The sequence below is a fragment of the Microbacterium sp. genome (assembly GCF_047606685.1).
GTDB lineage: Bacteria > Actinomycetota > Actinomycetes > Actinomycetales > Microbacteriaceae > Microbacterium.
This window is the reverse complement of record NZ_JASGEC010000102.1, coordinates 37,187-54,620: the sequence shown is the minus strand read 5'-3', so window position 1 is coordinate 54,620 and position 17,434 is coordinate 37,187. Positions and strand designations below refer to the sequence as shown.

Sequence of the window (17,434 nt, the reverse complement as noted above, 5' to 3'; positions counted from 1 at the left end):
GCCGCGTGCGCGTGCTGCCCCGGCCGGACGCGCGGCGATCCGGCCGTGCGCGCCGGCCACGGGACGACGCGGCGCGCGAGGTCGTGGTCGAGCGGGCGCGCGGCCGCGATTTCCGTGTCGCCGCGGGCGGCTTCTGGCAGGTGCACCGCCTCGCGGCGGACACGCTCGCCGGGCTGGTCGTCGAGCGCGTGCGGGCGGTCGCGCCGCACGGGCAGACCGCGGCCGTCGACCCGGATGCCTGGCATCTCGACCTGTACGGGGGCGTGGGCCTGTTCGCGGCGGCGCTCGGCGAGCTGGGCGGCCCGTCCACGCGGGTGACCTCCGTCGAGTCCGACCCGCGTGCCACCGCCCACGCCCGCGAGAACCTGGCAGAGTGGGCCGGCGCCCGCGCCGAGACCGCTCGCGTGGACCGCTGGCTCGCCGCCCTGCCAGAGAGGGCGACCCGGGCCGATCGCGAGCGGCTGCGGCGCGGCGTGGTCGTGCTCGACCCGCCGCGCTCGGGCGCGGGCGCGGCCGTGTCGTCGGCGATCGCCGCGCTCCAGCCAGCCGCCGTCGTGTACGTCGCATGCGACCCCGTCGCCCTCGCGCGCGACCTCGCCGCGTTCCGCGCCGCGGGCTACCAGCCGCGCTCCATCGACGCCGTCGACCTGTTCCCGAACTCCCACCACCTCGAGGCCGTCGCGCTGCTCGTGCGCGACGCGCCCTGATCCGCTCGCGCACACGGCGCCGCGGTGGGGCGTGCCCTAGCCTTGACGTGTGACGAATGTCGCGCTCATCGACGACCACGAGTCCGTGCGACTCGGACTCGAGGCCGCCTGCCAGCGTGCCAGCACGAAAGACGTGGTCTTCTCCGGCAGCACCGTGACCGAGTACCTGTCGTGGCGCGCCCGCGCCGGCGCGAGCCCCGCCGACGTCGTCGTGCTCGACCTCACGCTCGGCGACGGGACGACAGTCACCGAGAACGTCGGGCGCCTCGTGCGCGACGGCTCCAGCGTCATCATCCACAGTGTGGCCGACCGCCCGGCCGCCGTGCGCGAGGCGCTGGCCGCCGGCGCGGCAGGCGTCGTGAGCAAGTCGTCGTCGATCGACGAGGTGATCGCTGCGATCCGCACGGTCGCCCGTGGCGAGCTGCTCAACAACGTCGAGTGGGCCAGCGCGGTCGAGGGCGACCGCGAGTTCGCTGACGCGCAGTTGTCCGCACGCGAGCGCGAGGTGTTGCGGCTCTACGCCGCCGGGCTCCCGCTGAAGGTCGTCGCCGACCGCCTGGGCGTGGCCTACTCGACAGCGAAGGAGAACATCACGCGCGTGCGCATGAAGTACGTCGAGGTGGGCCGCCCCGCCCCGACCAAGGTCGACCTGCTGCGGCGCGCGATGGAGGACGGCATCCTCGAACCGGGCACGGACGGCCGCGATGCCGACTGACGCCGCGCGTGCGGTGCTCGGCGACGCGTGGGGGCGCATCCCGCAGACACGGGAGGCGACCGAGAGCCTCGGCTCGTTCACGCGCACGCGCATCGAGCGGATCATCGACTTCTCGGTCGGATTCGGATGCCTCGTGCTTGGCGCGCAGGCGTTCGTCGCCGCCCTGACCGCCGAGTCGGGGGTGCCGGAGGGCTGGTCGACGACGCTCATCGTCGCGACGTTCGTGCCGCTGGCGGCCATGATCATCGCGTGCGCGATCGGCCGGGCCGTGGTGTGGTTCGCCGGCGCCTTCGCGGTCATTTACGCGCTGATCCTCATGGTGTGGCCGATCGCGACGACGCAGTCCACCTTGCCGGCGCACATCGAGCCGTGGGTGTTCTACCTCGTCAACGTCGGCACGGCGGCCGCGGTGCTGGCGTTCCCGCTCACCCTGCAGATCGCGTGGGCGGTGCTCATTCCGCTGATGTTCGGGATCGCACGCCTGATCCAGGGCGGCTTCGCGCCGCCCCTTCGCGTCAACGTGGTGCTCGACGTGTCGTTCACCCTCATCCTCGGCGGCGTCCTGGTCACCCTCGGCTGGCTGTACCGCGCGATCGCGGTGAACGTCGACGAGACGCGCGCCCGCGCGGTCTCGTCGTACTCGGCGGCAGCGGCGGCCGCCGCCGCCGAGTCGGAGCGCGTCGCGGTGGCCGGGCTCATGCACGACTCCGTGCTGGCCGCGCTCATCGCCGCGTCGCGCACCGAGAGCCCGCGCGAGCGCCACCTCGCCGTGCAGATGGCCCGGGAGGCGCTCACCCGGCTCGCCAACGCCGACTCGACGGCGGAGGAGGGCTCGGACGCCCCGGTGACCGTCGCCGGCATCGCCAACGAGATCGAGCGGGTCGCCAGCGACCTGGGCGTGGTCATCCGCGTTCGCCGCGAAGACGCCGCGGGGACGCCCGCCATCCCCGGCCGCGTCGCGCACGCCCTCGTGCTCGCGGCGGCCCAGGCCGTCGCGAACAGCGTGCAGCACGCGGACGCGAAGGGCTTGCAGGTGTCTCTCGCCCGCGAGGGCGAGACCGGCCTGTCGGTGGCGGTGCGCGACCGCGGGCCCGGGTTCGACCTCGGCTCCATCCCGCCCGACCGGCTCGGCATCCGCGGCTCGATCATCGCCCGCATGGACGCCGTCGGCGGGCAGGCCGTGGTCGAGCCCGGGCCCGCGGGCACCACGGTGGTCCTCACCTGGGAGGCCTCGGCCTGATGCTCAGCGTGCGGAACGTGCTCATCGGGCTCGCGGTCGCGTTCACGGCCTATCTCGGCGTGCGGGGCCTGCTCGGCCTCGGCTCCGTCGAGTCGCCGCTGATCATCATCGCCACCCTCGCCGTCTATGTCGCCGGCACCTGGGTGTGCCTGCTGGTGCAGCGCCCGGGCGAGGCGCGCTCGGCGCGCGTGGAGCAGCCGGTGCACGCCACGCCGGCCTCCCGGCTGCCGCTGGGCGCGGCGATCGCCGCGCTGTTCGTGGCGGCAGTCGTGCCCACGGGCATTGCCCTCGGCGTCGGCGAGTCTGTTCGCGCCGAGCCGTTCGCCACGTGGTACATCGGCGGCATCGGCGCCCTCATGACCATCGTCATGGTGCGCCGCCGGCCGTGGTTCGCATGGGCTGGCATGGTGCTCCTGACGGCCGCGTGCTCGGCGTGGATCGGGCTGTTGCTCGCCCTCGCGCTGGGCCTGGTCGGCTCGCTCATGTGGGTGACGGCCGCCCAGCTCCTCGTGTACGCGATCGATCGCGCGGTCAGCGACACCGAGCGCCTCGCCGAGCTGCAGCAGGCCGCGTCGGCGTGGCAGGCGTCGCAGGCGGGGCGCCAGCGCGAGCGCCGCGTGCAGGTGCAACGGGCGCTGGCGCTGGCGGGGCCCGTGCTGACCCGTGTGGTGCGCTCGGGTGGGCACCTCGACGAGGAGGGCCGTGCGTCCGCTCGACTGGCCGAGGGCCGCCTCCGCGACGAGCTGCGCGGCCCGCGGCTGCTCGACGACGACGTGCGCGCGGCGCTGGAGGCGGCCCGCCGCCGCGGCGCCACGGTGACGATGCTCGACGAGGGCGGCTTGGACGACCTCGACGCGGACGCGCTGCGGGTCATCCGGGCGGAACTGGCCGACACGATCCGCGGCTCGACCTCACGCCGGCTGTACATCCGCACGGCTCCGCACGACAGTGTCGCGGTGACCGTCGTCGGCCGCGAAGAGGCGACCGGCACGCTGTCCGACGACGACAGCGTGGACCTGTGGCGCGAGATCCCGCGCCCGAACGCGGCGGCTCCGGAGAGGTGAAGGCGAGGGGCGGCGAAGCCGCCCGCCCCTCGCCCGTGGCGGGAACGGTTACCCGAAAACCGTCCCGCGCGGCTGAGCCCGGCCCGTTATCGGCGCAGGCCAACCGAACGCGAATGCGTTCCAGCTTGTCCAGTATGCGTGAGCCTGCGGCGGCTGTCTGTAGGTATTTCGGGGGACAAAGCCAACACACAGGATTGCGTCAGCCTGCGAAGCGCCCCCACGCCACATCGCGCCGCAACCGCTGGTGCGGAGCGCGCTGCGACCGGCGCCACGGCGACGGCGGCGGCTCGTCTTCGGCGACCGCGGCCGCGACCTCGCTCGCGTACGCCTCGCTCACGACGGCGATGAGCGCCGCCAGCTCCTCGGGCGTCGGGCTGCCTCGGCGCACCTCGACCGCGAGCTCGCCGCCATCCGGGCCCTCGTCGTCTCCGGTCATAGCGGGATGTTGCCGTGCTTCTTCGGCGGCATGCTCGATCGCTTGCCGCGCAGCGCCCGCAGCGCCTTCGCGACCGCGACGCGGGTCTGCGCCGGCTCGATGATGCTGTCCAGCTCGCCGCGCTCGGCCGCCAGGAACGGCGAGGCGACGTTGTAGGTGTACTCGTTCGCCAGGCGCGTGCGCACCGCCGCGACATCCTCCCCGGCCTCCTCGGCCTTCTTGATCTCGCCGCGGAAGAGGATGTTCACGGCGCCCTGCCCGCCCATCACCGCGATCTCGGCGGTCGGCCATGCGAGGTTGATGTCGGCGCCGAGCTGTTTCGAGCCCATCACGATGTACGCGCCGCCGTAGGCCTTGCGCAGGATGACGGTCACCAGCGGCACCGTCGCCTCCGCGTACGCGTACAGCAGCTTCGCGCCGCGCCGGATGACGCCGGTCCACTCCTGGTCGGTGCCGGGGAGGTAGCCGGGAACGTCGACGAGCGTGAGGATCGGTATCGAGAACGCGTCGCAGAAGCGCACGAACCTGCTCGCCTTCTCGCCCGCCTCGATGTTCAAAGTGCCCGCCATCTGCGAGGGCTGGTTGGCGATGATGCCCACGGTGCGGCCCTCCACGCGGCCGAAGCCGATCACGATGTTCGGCGCGAACAGCGGCTGCACCTCGAGGAACTCCTCGCCATCGACGATGTGGCGGATCACGGTGTGGATGTCGTACGGCTGGTTGGGCGAGTCGGGGATGACCGTGTTCAGCACGCGGTCGGCGTCGGTCGTCTCCCACTCGAACGCCGTCTCGTAGACGGGGACCTCGGACATGTTGTTGTCCGGCAGGAAGCCGACCAGCGTGCGGACGTAGTCGATCGCGTCGTCCTCGTCCTCGGCGAGGTAGTGCGCGACGCCGGAGCGCGTGTTGTGGGTGTGCGCGCCGCCGAGCTCTTCCATCCCGACGTCTTCGCCCGTGACGGTCTTGATGACATCGGGGCCGGTCACGAACATCTGGCTCGTCTTGTCGACCATCACGACGAAGTCGGTGAGCGCGGGGGAGTACACGGCCCCGCCGGCGGCAGGCCCCATGATGATCGAGATCTGCGGGATCACACCGGACGCCGCGGTGTTGAGGCGGAAGATCTCGCCGTACTTGCCGAGCGCGACCACGCCCTCCTGGATGCGCGCGCCGCCCGAGTCGAGCAGGCCGATGCACGGCATTCCGCCCCGCATCGCGAGCTCCATGATCTTGATGATCTTCTCGCCGGCGACCTCGCCGAGCGAGCCGCCGAACGTCGTGAAGTCCTGCGCGTAGACGGCGACGGTGCGGCCGTGGATCGTGCCGACACCGGTGACGACAGAGTCGCCGTACGGGCGCGAGCGGTCCATGCCGAAAGCGGTCGTGCGGTGCCGCACATACTCGTCGAACTCGACGAACGTGCCGGGGTCGGTGAGCAGTTCGAGCCGCTCGCGGGCGGTGAGCTTGCCCTTCGCGTGCTGCTTGTGCTGGGACGCCTTCTCGGCGTCCACGACGGCTTCCGCGTACCGTGCGCGCAAGTCGGCGATCTTGCCGGCCGTGGTGGAGAAGTCGGGCTGATCGGTCACGCGTTCCACCCTAGCGCCGAGGTCTCCCGAGGCTTTGGCGGGTGGGCACAAGGGGTTCGCGCGTCTGCTGTCGGCATCCCACCGCACGGCGACGGGCGCGGGCGTCCAGTTGCCGCGATCCGCGGGCCCCGGGCGCAGAACGCGGCACACGGACGACGCGGGCCGACGTAGGGTGAGGGGATGCCGGTGCCCGCCGCCTCGTATCCGCGCGCCGCCGCGCTCAGCCCGAGGCTGGAGCCGCGCGAGCGCGCCGGCTCGACCAACGCCGACCTCGTCGCGGCGGTGTCGTCCGCGCCAGCGGAGTGGCCGCACCTGTCCGTGCTGCTGACGACGTCGCAGACCTCGGGGCGCGGCCGCCTCGGCCGCACGTGGACGGCCGCTCCCGGCGCGGCGCTCGCGGTGTCGGTGCTCGTGCGGGTGCCGCTCGTGCCGCCGGAGTCGCGCGGCTGGATCCCGCTGGCAGCCGGTGCGGCGATGACGTGCGCGATCGCGCGGCAGGTGCCGGGCACGGGCGTGAAGTGGCCCAACGACGTGCTCGTGGCAGGGCTCAAGATCTGCGGCATCCTGGCCGAGGGCGTTCCGGGCGAGCCGCATGCGGTCGTCGTCGGCAGCGGCGTCAACACGCGGATGGCGCCAGTCGACCTGCCGGTGCCGACCGCGACCTCCTTCGCCGCGCTCGGCGCCGAGGCCGACGACGACGCACTGGTGGCCGACTACCTCGCCGGGCTGCGGGACCGCCTCGACGCGCTGGCGGACGCGCGCGGCGACGCGGACGCGTCAGGACTGCGGGCCGAGCTGCAGCGGCTGTGCGTGACGCTGGGGCGGGATGTCGCGGTGTCGCTGCCCGGCGGCGACACCCTGCGCGGACGGGCCGAGGGACTGGACGCGTCCGGCCGCCTGCTGGTCGTCGCCGACGGAGCCGTGACGGCGGTCTCCGCCGGCGACGTCGTGCACGTGCGCTGACGCGCCGGCGCTGCAGCTCGGCGCGCAGGAGCGCGGCGCGCAGGAGCTCGGCGCGCAGGAGCTCGAAGTGTCGCGTCGCGCCGCATCCTCCGTCCTGACACGACACGAAGCGCCACCTTCCGGGGTTGGAGCGCGGCGCGCAGAAGCTCGAAGTGGCGCGCGGCGCCGGATCGGGGCGAGGGATGCGGCGCGAAGCGCCACCTTGGGGAGGAGGCGGTGGACAGCGGGGATGGGGCGGGGAAGCGGGGAGTCGAGCTCGAGGCGCCGGACCCGGAACCGCGCGGGGTGGCGCGCCGGCGTGTCGGCGCCGCGGGGCACAATGGAACCGTGACGCAGCCGATGACGTACGGGGGGCGGCCGATGACGCCCCCGCCGGGCGCGCCCGCGCCGCCCGAGGCGCTCATCGCGCGATTCCGCGGCAGCGCGCGGCGGCTGTTCTGGTCGGCGCTGCTGCTCGTCGCCGTCGCCGCGGCCACGGGCTACTTCCACGGCAACCTCCCGGCGCCGTTCGAGGACTGGATGCTGCTGGCCGCCGCCGCGGCGGTCGTGCTGCTGCTCGTGGTCGTGCCGTTCGTGGTGTGGAGCTCGCGCGGCTACACCGTGACCACGCGCCGGGTGATCGCGCGGTGGGGGGTCTTCGCGCGCCACTCGCGCGAGATGCCGCACGCGCGCGGTTACCAGATCTCGATGCGGCGGGGGCCGCTGCAGCGCCTGTGGGGATGCGGCACGCTCACGCTCGACAACGGCGTGGAGGCGCCGTTGCGCCTCGTCGACGTGCCCAGCGCCGTGCTCGTGCACGAGGCGCTGGTCGACCAGGTCGAGGTGAGCCAGATCATGGCCCACCGCGACTCGCAGGCGATTCCGCCGCCTCCGCCGCTGCCGGCCTCCTGACCCTGCGCTGCTCGGCGCGCGGTGGGGGAAGATGGGTGCGGCACCACGGAAAGGAACAGCATGGGGTTGCGAGTCGGCGTTGTCGGTGCAGGCCAACTGGCGCGGATGATGATCGCGCCGGCGGTCGAGCTCGGAGTGGAGCTGCGCGTGCTCGCCGAGGAGCCGGGGATGGCGGCGCGGCTGGCTGCGACGTCCGTCGGCGACTACCGCGACGCCGCGACCGTGCTCGCGTTCGCGCGCGAGGTCGACGTGGTCACGTTCGACCACGAGCACGTTCCGCAGCAGGTCTTGCGCGCGCTCGTGGATGCCGGCGTCCACGTGCGTCCTGGCCCCGACGCCCTGCAGTACGCGCAAGACAAGCTGCGCATGCGCGCGAAGCTGCAGGAGGTCGGGATGCCGCAGCCCGACTGGGCGGCCGTGGCCAGCGCGGCACAGCTGCAGGAGTTCCTCGACGCGCACGGCGGCCGGGCTGTCGTCAAGACGCCGCGCGGCGGGTACGACGGCAAGGGCGTGCGGGTGGTGTCGGCGGCGACCGAGGCCGACGACTGGTTCGCGGCGCTCGCCGAGGACGCGCACGGCGGACAGCTGCTCGCCGAGGAGCTGGTCGACTTCCGCCGCGAGCTCGCGCAGCAGGTGGCCCGTCGGCCGAGCGGCGGGATCGTGGCCTGGCCCGTCGTCGAGACGGTGCAGCGAGACGGCGTGTGCGCCGAGGTGATCGCCCCGGCGCCGCAGGCGAGCGAGCGCCTGGTCGAGATCGCCGCCCGCATCGGCGCCGACATCGCCGCGGGGCTCGGGGTCGCGGGAGCCTTCGCGGTCGAGCTGTTCGAGACCGTCGACGAGCGGCTGCTCGTCAACGAGCTCGCCATGCGGCCGCACAACAGCGGGCACTGGACGCAGGACGCAGCGGTCACCGGCCAGTTCGAGCAGCACCTGCGCGCGGTGCTCGATCTGCCGTTGGGCGACCCGTCGCCGCGCGAGGACTGGGCGGTGATGGTGAACATCCTCGGCGGCCCCGACCAAGACAGCCTCGAGGATCGACTGCCCGCCGCGCTCGCGGCGCATCCCTCCGCGAAAGCGCACTTGTACGGCAAGGCCCCGCGTCCAGGACGCAAGGTCGGCCATGTGACGGTCGCCGGCGACGACCTCGACGACATCGCGTACCAAGCGCGGGCCGCGGCATCCCTCTTCCTCGGCTGAGCTCCCCGGCGGGCGCGCCGTTACGGGGTTCTCGCAGGCGTGCGGCCTAGCCTTGACGCGTGACCCGGCCGCTGCACTCCTCTGACGCGCCCGTCGTCGGCGTCGTGATGGGATCCGACTCCGACTGGCGGGTGATGAGCGACGCGTCGCAGCTGCTGACTGACTTCGGTGTCGCGCACGAAGTCGAGGTGGTCTCGGCGCACCGCACCCCCGACAAGCTCGTGGCGTACGGGCGCACCGCGCGCGGGCGCGGCCTGAAAGCGGTCATCGCCGGCGCGGGCGGCGCCGCGCACCTGCCCGGCATGCTCGCCTCGGTCACGCCCCTGCCGGTCATCGGCGTTCCCGTGCCGCTGGCAACGCTCGACGGCCTGGACTCGCTGCTGAGCATCGTGCAGATGCCCGCGGGCATCCCGGTCGCCACGGTGTCGATCGGCGGCGCGCGCAACGCGGGCCTGCTCGCGGTGCGGATCCTCGCGGCCTCTGACGCGGCGCTCGCCGACCGCGTCGAGGCCTACGCGCGGGAGTTGGAGCGGCAGGTCGAGGACAAGAACGCGCGATTGAAGGAGTCGCTGTGAGCGTGCTCACTCCGCCGCGCGAGTCGGCCGCGTCGCGTCGGCGCGCGCCGGCGATCGAGGCGCTGCCGCTGCGCAACCCCGACACCGCCTCGAGTGCCGTGATGGGCCGCCGCGCGTGGTGGCTGGTCGGCATGAACCTGCTCGTTCCCGGCTCGGCGCAGATACTGGCCGGCAACCGCCGGCTGGGGCGCTTCGCGCTCGGCGCCACCCTCGCGCTGTGGGTGGGGGTGGCGCTCGCCGTCGCCGCGTCGCTGCTGTGGCGGCCGGTGCTGTACACGCTCGCGACGAACTGGTTCGCCCTCACCGCCGCGCAAGTGCTGCTCATCGGGTACGCGGTGCTCTGGGTCGTGCTGGCGTTCGACACGCTGCGGCTGGTGCGCCTCGTGAAGCTGCGCCCGCTGGCCCGCATCGGCGTGGCAATGCTGGCGTGCGCGCTCATGGTGGCCACGAGCGGCAGTGCGCTGTACGCGGCGCACGTCTCCGGCGTGGCGCGCGACACGCTGGGCTCGATCTTCGGCGCCGGCGGCCCGCCGGTGGAGCCCACCGACGGCTACTACAACATCCTGTTGCTCGGCGCCGACCCCGACAAGGGCCGCGACTCGATGCGCCCCGACAGCATCTCGGTGGTCTCCGTCAACGCCACTTCCGGCGCGGTCACCATCATCGGGCTGCCGCGCGACACCGTCGGCGTGCCGTTCGCCGAGGGCCCGATGAACGACCTCTTCCCCGACGGCTACCAGGGCAGCGAGTGCCAGACCGCGCACTGCGGGCTCAACGAGATCTTCACCGAGGTCGAGGTGCTGCGCGACGGGACGGAGCTGTATCCCGACGCCGAAGAGCAAGGATCGACCCCGGGGATCGAGGCGATGAAGGATGCCGCGGCCGGCTACCTCGGCATCGCCGTGCCGTACTACGTGCTCATCGACATGCACGGTTTCGCCGCCCTGGTTGACGCGCTCGGCGGCGTCGACATCACCGTCAAAGAGCGCCTGCCCATGGGCGCGCTCAGCAAGAACGCCGACGGGTCGCTCAGCGGAGTGAAAGGGTGGATCGAGAAGGGCAGGCAGCACATGGACGGCGAGACCGCCCAGTGGTACGCCCGCTCGCGCTACACCACGAGCGACTGGGACCGCATGAAGCGGCAGCGCCAGCTGCAGGCGGCGATTCTCAAGCAGTTCACCCCCGAGAACGTGCTTGCCCGCTTCCAGGAGGTGGCCGCCGCCGGCGAGCACTTGGTGCAGACCGACATCCCGCAGTCGATGCTGCCGTATCTGGCGCAGCTCGCCGTGGAGTCGAAGAAGCACAAGATCACGAGGATCGAGCTCACCCCGGAGGGCGGCGTCGACCCCGACAACCCCGACGTCGCCTTCGTGCGGGAGCTCGTCGACGAGGCGCTCCACCCGCCGTCCCCGTCGCCGACGCCGTAGCGCGGCGTCAGCCGCAGGCGAGCTCGCCGTGCTCGACAGCGGCGGGCTCCGCCATCGGCGTCACGTGCGCGTCCACGGTGGGAAGGGCGTCGCCGGCCGCGACGAAGTCGACGGTGATGCTCTGCGCACCGCCTGGCGGCGTGCGCAGCTCGTACTGGACGACCGGCCGCTCGCCGTGCTCGGTGGTGGCCTCGGCCGCCACTTCCCCGGTGGCCGAGCCGGAGGCGATGCGCCATCCTTCCGGCCCGAGCAGCGCGACGCGCGTGCCCATCGTGCCCGCCGGCAGGGCGCGCCCGGTGACGAGGGCAGGAAGGGATGCCGCGGCGTCCGCGGTCACCCGGTTGCTCCAGTCCACGGTGACCCGCGCGGTCGCGCGGCCGTCGCACACGCCTGTGTGCACGGTGACGGCGGCGCGGGCGAACGAGTCGATCCTGCCGCCGGTCGTGTCGTTCGCGAGCACGCCGACGTGCGCCGTCTTCGCGTCGTCGCCGGGCAGCGCGCCTGCCAGCGTCGTCGTCGCGATGCGCTTTTGGAGGTCGGAGTCGGCGCTCCACAGGCGCACTCTGCCGTCTTCGTCCGCGGCCACGAGCGCGGCCAGCATGTCGCGCGCGTCGACCGAGTCGCCGGTGAGCCTCGCGAACACGCGCGAGGTCGCCGAGCGCAAGAACGCGTCCGACGTCGAGCGCTTCGGCCTTGCCTCGTAGAGCCCGCCGGACAGGTAGCCCGCCGCGTTCTCGGCAGTCAGCTCGACGCCTCCGACCGTGATGGAGCCGGTCGCCTCGAGCAGGCGCGCGAGTGCCACCGTGTCGATCGCGACGACGCCGTGCACCCGGCCGCCCCGCGCCTTCTTCCACTCGGCGGCGGCCAACCTCGCGCCGGTCGCGAAGTCGGGGGCGCTGAGCGCGTCGCGGATGCGGCGGGCCGGGGCCTGGCCGAACAGCGCGCGGACGGCCGCCGGCAGCTTCGCGACCGGCTTGTCCGCGGCCGGCAGCGCGGCGCTGCTGACCAGCGTGGTGAGGGAGACCGTGCCGTCCTTCGCGCGGATGAGTCCGAGAATGCGCGGCGCGCCCCCCGACGAGCGCAGCTGCCCGTTGTCTTGGACCACGAGCAGGTAAGTGCGCGAGGCGCCTCCGCCGAGCATCACCGGCGCGAGGTCGGCTGCGGCGGCAAGCCGTCTCGCCGCCGCCGAGCCCGCGTCGACCTCGTGGACGAGGTCGTCGACGGCGCCGCCGAGGGGCGGGATAGCGCGAGCCGTGTCGATGTCACGCAGCCGGCGGCGGGCGGCGTCGAACGCCGCATCGGCGTCGGCCAGACTCGTTGCGACCGCGTCGAGCGGCGCGAGGTCGATGTGGCCGTCATCGACGCCGAGGGTGGCGAGGTCGAGGCCGCGGGACGCCTCGATCAGCGGCGGAAGTCCGGCTTTCGCGAGGTCGTCGGCGATCTCGCTGATCTGCCGGGCCGCGCGCAGGCTGCCGCCGAGCCACGGCGTGCCTTCGGCCATGCCCCACACCGGGTCGGCCGTCAGCGCGCGGGCGTTCGCGACATCCGCCTCCACTCTGCGCGCGGCTGCGGCGGCATCGTCGGGCAGGCCCGCGGCCAGAGACGTCCGCACGTCGGCGATGTCTTTCTCCGCCGCCGCCAGCGCGATTCCCGCCCCGATCGCGCGGACTGCGACCCACGCGGCGACGAACAGCACCACGACGGCCACACCGAAGACCGTCCAGCCGATCCAGGCGCGACGGCGGGCGCCGGAAACCTCGTCGCTCACGAGAGCATCTTCGCACGACCGCGGTTGCCGGCGCCTCCGATCGTGGCTCTCCGAAATGTCCTGATCCGGCGTGGTCAGGGCGATCTGCCGGGAAACGCCCTGCGTGCGCGGAATCGCCTGACCCGGGTAAACACGGCAATGCGGGGCGACCGCGTAGGGTCGAAGGATGACGGTCGCTCTGCGTGTGGTGCTGGACCAGCTGGTCGCGCCGACCGACGACGATCTCGCCGCCGCGTCGATGTCGCTGGCGCGGGGCCTGGTCGCGGCCACGCCGCCGGGATGCGAGGTCGCCGGCATCGTGCCCTCCTGCCCTCCCGACCAGCTCGAGCAGCTCGGTCGCGACGTGGCCGGGCTCGCAGACGTTCATCGCGCGGTGCTGCCCCGCCGCGAGCTGGCCGCCGCGTGGCAGCTGGGGGCGGTGCCCGGCGTCGGCGGCGGCATGATCCACTCGCCGACGCTGTTCGCGCCGCTGGCGCGTCACGATCGTGTGCACGATCACGACCAGACGGTCGTGACGCTGTGGGACCTCTCCGCCTGGGAGTCGCCGGACGAGCTGCCCCGGCCCGCCGTGGCCTGGCAGCGGGCCATGCTCAAGCGGGCCGTCCGGCACGCCGACGCGGTGGTCGTCCCGACGCACGCGATGGCGGTTCGGCTCGCCGACCGGGCACAGCTGGGCGAGCGGGTGCGCGTGGTCGCCGGGGCCCCGGCCGTCGGATTCGCCAGCCCGCCCGACGCGCCCGCACGGCGGGAGGCGCTGGGGCTGCCCCCCGACTATGCCGTCGTCTCGGCGTCCCTGGCGCCGTCCGCGGGCCTGTCGCTCGGCCTGTCGGCCGTGGCGCACGCCCTGCGCGCCGATCCCGATCTGCACGTCGTCGTGCTCGGAGCGGGCGAGGGCGACGAGCCGGCGGTGGCGGATGCCGCGGCCGCGGCCGGCATCCCCGAACGCCGCGTGCACGTGCGCGACGGGCGGGAGCGCGGCGACCGTGCGGCCGTGACCGGCGGCGCCCGGGCATTCGTCGCGCCCGCGCGGCAGTCCGCCTTCCCGTGGCGGGTGCTCGAGGCGCTCGAGCTGGGTGTTCCGGTGGTGGCAGCGGCATCCGACGTGCACGCGGAGGTGGTCTTCGACGGGGGTCTGGTCGTCGGCCGGCCAGACGCCGAGGTGGACGCCGAGGAGCTCGGCGCGGCCGTGCAGACGGCGACCGGCGACACCCAGGCCGCGGCCCGGCTGCGCGTGCTCGCGACCGACCGAGCTCGGGCGTTCTCGTGGCGCGAGGCGGCCGAACGGGTGTGGCAGCTGCACGCGGACCTGTGACACGCCGGGCGCGCGAAAATACGTCGATTCTTCGCGAAGGGTGGTAAACACCAGTCACGTCAGTCACAATGGTCACCATGCCTCACACCGGAGCGTCCGCCGCACGAACCCCCCGATGGACCGCCTTGCTGTTGGCAGCGATGCTCGCTGCCGCGATGCTCGTGCTCGCTGCGCCGCCGCAGAAGTCGGAGGCCGCCGACCTGCCCGGCTCGATTCTGGAGGGCGGCTTCATCATCAGCGACGACGAGTTCTTCGACGGGGACGCGATGTCCGCGTCGCAGATCAGGAGCTTCCTGAAAAAGCGGGTCCCCACGTGCGCGTCGGGGCGCACGTGCCTCAAGTCGTACAAGGCGAACATGGCGGCCAAGAAGAAAGACAAGTACTGCAAGGCCATCAAGGCCGCCAAGAAGGTCTCCGCGGCGACGATGATCGCGCGCGTGGGCAAGGCGTGCGGCATCAACCCCAAGGTGATCATCGTGATGCTGGAGAAGGAGCAGGGCCTGGTCACCAGCACGGCGCCGACCAAGGCGCGTTACAGCGCGGCGATGGGCTACAACTGCCCCGACACGACCGGGTGCTCCACAGCATCCCTCGGCTTTTTCACCCAGGTGTACGGCGGGGCCCGCCAGCTGCAGGTGTACACGAAGAACCCGACCTTGTTCAACTACCGCGCGGGGCGCGTGAACACGATCAAGTGGCATCCGAACAGCTCGTGCGGAACCTCGAAGGTGTACATCCAGAACCAAGCGACCGCGAACCTCTACATCTACACGCCGTACCGGCCGAACATCGCCGCTCTGGCGGCCGGGTACGGCACAGGCGACAAGTGCTCGTCGTACGGAAACCGCAACTTCTACAACTACTACGTGAAGTGGTTTGCCAAGGGCGCCTCGTCGTCGACGGGCGCGCCGGCCAAGGTGTCCTCCTGCAAGAAGCCGCCGACTGCCGACGTGACCCGCGTCAGCGGCACGGCAACCACGACGTACACGGCGCTGAATGTGCGAAAGGCGCCCACCCAGACCTGCGACTCCGGCGTCTACACGGTGCCCAAGGGCACGAAGGTGACGGTGACCGGGCGCTACGGCATGTGGACCCGGATCAAGACCTCCAAGGGCACGCGATGGGTCGCCACCGAGTACCTCAAGCCGAAAGGCAGCGCGGCGGCCGGGCCCGGCAACGCGTGCGCGGTGCCTTCCTCGGCGAGCATCGGGAAAGCGTCCGGCACGGTGAAGGTGACGCTGCCCGCATCCCTCGACGGGCTCAACGCCCGCAAGGCGCCCGCCGTCGCGTGCGGGACGGGGGCTGTGCTGCTGAAAGACGGCGCCAAGTACAAGCGCACCGCGACCTACGGCGTGTGGTGGCGGCTGGAGGTGGGGGGCAAGCAGTTGTGGTCGCACAGCGACTATCTGCGGGTCGTGTCCAAGACGTGCACCGTGCCGACATCGGGCGTGACGGCGGCCAGCGGCACCTACATCCGGGCGGTGAAGCTGCCCGTTGCCCGCACCGCGCCCACCGCGAAGTGCTCCACGGGCGCCCAGAAGATCACGTACGGCACCGCGTTGAAGCGCACCGGGGTGTACAAGACCTACACGCGCGTCACGGTCGGCGGCAAGAGCATGTGGATCAAGACGTCGTCCATCAAACGCGCCACGGTGCTGAAGGTGGTCTCGGCGGTGAACCTGCGCACCGGCCCCTCCACCTCCACGAAGTCGAAGGCGGTGCTCGCCAAAGGCGTGAAGGTGGCGGTGCTCGCCGTGCACGGGAAGTGGCGCAAAGTCCTGGTGGGCAGCCGCACGGGCTGGGTCCACAAAAACTACATTCGGTGAGCTCCGGGCGTCGGGGCCGTTCCCAGGCCGAGGTCCGTTAGGATTGCGGGTGGCCTGCGGGGCCCCGACCCGTCGCCCCCAAGGACTCATCACGTGACAGCAATCGACCGAAGCGCCTTCGACACGCCCGGGCGCGGCCGCGGACTCCTCGACGTCTTCCGCTACCACTACCTCCTGCGACTGCTCATCGGCAAGAGCACGTCGCTGCGGTATCGGAACTCGATGCTCGGATGGTTCTGGTCGTACGTGCGCCCGACCATCCAGTTCCTCGTCTACTACCTGGTCGTGGGGCACATCCTGGGCATGGGCAGACGCGTGGAGCTGTTCCCGCTCTACCTGTTCAGCGGCGTCGTGGTGGTCAATCTCTTCAACGAGGCTTTCGGCGCCGCCACTCGGTCGATCGTGGAGAACCGGGCGCTGGTGCGCAAGATCTACCTCCCGCGCGAGCTCTTCCCGATCGCGTCGATCGTGGGCGCTTTCACGCATTTCCTGCCGCAGTTGGTGATCCTGCTGGCCGTGTGCGTGTTCCTCTTCGGCTGGGCGCCGTCGTTCGCCTCGGTCGGACTGGTGCTCGGCGGCATCCTGCTCGTGCTGTTGTTCGTGCTGGGGATCGGACTGTTCTTCGCCGCCATCAACGTGCGCTTCCGCGACGCCACCAACATCGTCGAGGTGGTCCGCACGGTCTCCACGTGGTCGTCGCCGATCCTGTACACGTGGGTGATGGTCTCGGCCGTGGCCGAGAACATCCCGTGGCTGTACTACCTCTACATGAGCAATCCGGTCACCATCGCGGTCGAGTTCTTCCACCACGCGTTCTGGGACCCGGTGATGGCGGTGGCCCACCCTGACCAGCGCATCGGATGGCCCCCCGAGATGGGGCTGCACACGGCGTGCGCGCTCGGCGTGACGCTCCTGTCGATCGTGCTCGGCCAACTCGTCTTCCGGCGCCTCGAGCGCACGTTCGCCCAGGATCTGTGATGCCCACACCCACCGTCTCCACGCAGCCTCGCATCGTCGTCGAAAACGTGTCGAAGTGGTTCAATCAGCGCAGTTCGCGCTCGTTGAAGGACGCGCTGATCAACTGGGTCCGGCGCCGGCCCGTGCGCTCGCAGCAGTTCCAGGCGCTCAAAGACGTCTCGTTCACGATCAACGAGGGCGAGTCCGTGGCGGTGATGGGCTTGAACGGCTCGGGCAAGTCGACCACGCTCAAGCTCGTCTCCGGCGTGCTCGAACCGGACGAGGGCACGGTGCTCACCCGCGGCCGCGTGGCGGGCTTGATCGAGGTCGGAGCCGGATTCCACCCCGAGCTCACCGGGCGGGAGAACGTCTACCTCAACGCGGCGATCCTCGGAATGAGCGAGCGGGAGACGAAGGCGCGCTTTGACGAGATCCTCGCCTTCAGCGAGATCGGCGAGTTCATCGACCAAGAGGTCAAGCGGTACTCGTCGGGCATGTTCATGCGGCTGGCGTTCAGCGTCGCCATCCACGTCGAGCTCGATGTCCTCCTCGTCGACGAGGTGCTCGCCGTCGGTGACGCGCCCTTCCGCGCCAAGTGCAACGAGAAGCTCGCGGAGCTCGCCCAACGCGGCGTCACGATGATGGTCGTCAGCCACAGCAGGCGCCAGGTCAAGCGGCTGTGCTCGCGCGGCATCGTCATCCGCAAGGGCCAAGTGGTCTTCGACGGCCCCATCCATGACGCGATCGCCGTGCTGGACGGAAAGAAGTAG

15 protein-coding genes and 1 pseudogene are annotated in these 17,434 nt (G+C 72.1%); 13 read left to right on the top strand and 3 right to left on the bottom strand.

Going from position 1 to position 17,434, the window contains the following annotated elements; translation table 11 throughout:
• From QM611_RS12440 to QM611_RS12425, 4 genes and pseudogenes are all read left to right on the top strand, one after another.
• Positions 1-707 (top strand): annotated as a pseudogene (locus tag QM611_RS12440) (class I SAM-dependent RNA methyltransferase); the annotation flags it as partial.
• A gap of 49 nt (positions 708-756) precedes the next feature.
• A complete protein-coding gene (locus tag QM611_RS12435; RefSeq protein WP_415080234.1) occupies positions 757-1,422 on the top strand; it encodes a response regulator in 666 nt (221 codons plus the stop codon).
• Positions 1,412-2,662: an ATP-binding protein gene (locus tag QM611_RS12430; RefSeq protein WP_415080233.1), complete on the top strand. Its 1,251-nt coding sequence runs from the start codon at positions 1,412-1,414 to the stop codon at positions 2,660-2,662. The genes QM611_RS12435 and QM611_RS12430 overlap by 11 nt, the downstream gene beginning before the upstream one ends.
• Positions 2,662-3,726 (top strand): hypothetical protein, encoded by a 1,065-nt coding sequence (locus QM611_RS12425; protein WP_415080232.1) that lies wholly within the window; start codon positions 2,662-2,664, stop codon positions 3,724-3,726. Before QM611_RS12430 ends, QM611_RS12425 begins: the two co-directional genes overlap by 1 nt.
• A gap of 199 nt (positions 3,727-3,925) precedes the next feature.
• On the opposite strand, the gene QM611_RS12420 is transcribed toward QM611_RS12425, so the two are convergent.
• Together QM611_RS12420 and QM611_RS12415 are read right to left on the bottom strand one after the other, a co-directional pair.
• Complete coding sequence (locus QM611_RS12420; protein WP_415080231.1) at positions 3,926-4,162, bottom strand: acyl-CoA carboxylase subunit epsilon; 237 nt, start codon at positions 4,160-4,162, stop codon at positions 3,926-3,928.
• Complete coding sequence (locus QM611_RS12415) at positions 4,159-5,748, bottom strand: acyl-CoA carboxylase subunit beta (RefSeq protein ID WP_415080230.1); 1,590 nt, start codon at positions 5,746-5,748, stop codon at positions 4,159-4,161. Before QM611_RS12415 ends, QM611_RS12420 begins: the two co-directional genes overlap by 4 nt.
• A 180-nt stretch (positions 5,749-5,928) precedes the next feature.
• On the opposite strand from QM611_RS12415, the gene QM611_RS12410 reads away from it, so the two are divergent.
• The 5 genes from QM611_RS12410 to QM611_RS12390 all read left to right on the top strand — a co-directional run bounded on the left by QM611_RS12410 (position 5,929) and on the right by QM611_RS12390 (position 10,801).
• Positions 5,929-6,711 carry a biotin--[acetyl-CoA-carboxylase] ligase gene (locus tag QM611_RS12410; protein ID WP_415080229.1) on the top strand — a complete coding sequence of 261 codons (783 nt, stop codon included), beginning with the start codon at positions 5,929-5,931 and terminating at the stop codon, positions 6,709-6,711.
• 327 nt (positions 6,712-7,038) lie between these two features.
• Positions 7,039-7,602 carry a PH domain-containing protein gene (locus tag QM611_RS12405; protein ID WP_415080228.1) on the top strand — a complete coding sequence of 188 codons (564 nt, stop codon included), beginning with the start codon at positions 7,039-7,041 and terminating at the stop codon, positions 7,600-7,602.
• A gap of 60 nt (positions 7,603-7,662) precedes the next feature.
• Positions 7,663-8,799, top strand: coding sequence for a 5-(carboxyamino)imidazole ribonucleotide synthase (locus QM611_RS12400; RefSeq protein ID WP_415080227.1), 1,137 nt, complete (start codon positions 7,663-7,665; stop codon positions 8,797-8,799).
• 107 nt (positions 8,800-8,906) lie between these two features.
• Complete coding sequence (gene purE / locus QM611_RS12395) at positions 8,907-9,374, top strand: 5-(carboxyamino)imidazole ribonucleotide mutase (RefSeq protein ID WP_415080235.1); 468 nt, start codon at positions 8,907-8,909, stop codon at positions 9,372-9,374.
• Positions 9,371-10,801, top strand: coding sequence for an LCP family protein (locus QM611_RS12390; protein ID WP_415080226.1), 1,431 nt, complete (start codon positions 9,371-9,373; stop codon positions 10,799-10,801). Before purE ends, QM611_RS12390 begins: the two co-directional genes overlap by 4 nt.
• A gap of 7 nt (positions 10,802-10,808) precedes the next feature.
• Here QM611_RS12390 and QM611_RS12385 read toward each other — a convergent pair whose 3' ends face one another.
• Positions 10,809-12,569, bottom strand: a complete 1,761-nt coding sequence (locus QM611_RS12385; RefSeq protein ID WP_415080225.1) for a DUF4012 domain-containing protein — start codon at positions 12,567-12,569, stop codon at positions 10,809-10,811.
• 166 nt (positions 12,570-12,735) lie between these two features.
• On the opposite strand from QM611_RS12385, the gene QM611_RS12380 reads away from it, so the two are divergent.
• The 4 genes from QM611_RS12380 to QM611_RS12365 all read left to right on the top strand — a co-directional run bounded on the left by QM611_RS12380 (position 12,736) and on the right by QM611_RS12365 (position 17,434).
• Positions 12,736-13,881, top strand: coding sequence for a glycosyltransferase (locus QM611_RS12380; protein ID WP_415080224.1), 1,146 nt, complete (start codon positions 12,736-12,738; stop codon positions 13,879-13,881).
• Positions 13,882-13,958: 77 nt separating this feature from the next.
• A complete protein-coding gene (locus QM611_RS12375) occupies positions 13,959-15,707 on the top strand; it encodes an SH3 domain-containing protein (RefSeq protein ID WP_415080223.1) in 1,749 nt (582 codons plus the stop codon).
• A 93-nt stretch (positions 15,708-15,800) separates the two neighbouring features.
• Positions 15,801-16,685, top strand: a complete 885-nt coding sequence (locus QM611_RS12370) for an ABC transporter permease (protein ID WP_415080222.1) — start codon at positions 15,801-15,803, stop codon at positions 16,683-16,685.
• Positions 16,685-17,434 carry an ABC transporter ATP-binding protein gene (locus tag QM611_RS12365; RefSeq protein WP_415080221.1) on the top strand — a complete coding sequence of 250 codons (750 nt, stop codon included), beginning with the start codon at positions 16,685-16,687 and terminating at the stop codon, positions 17,432-17,434. The genes QM611_RS12370 and QM611_RS12365 overlap by 1 nt, the downstream gene beginning before the upstream one ends.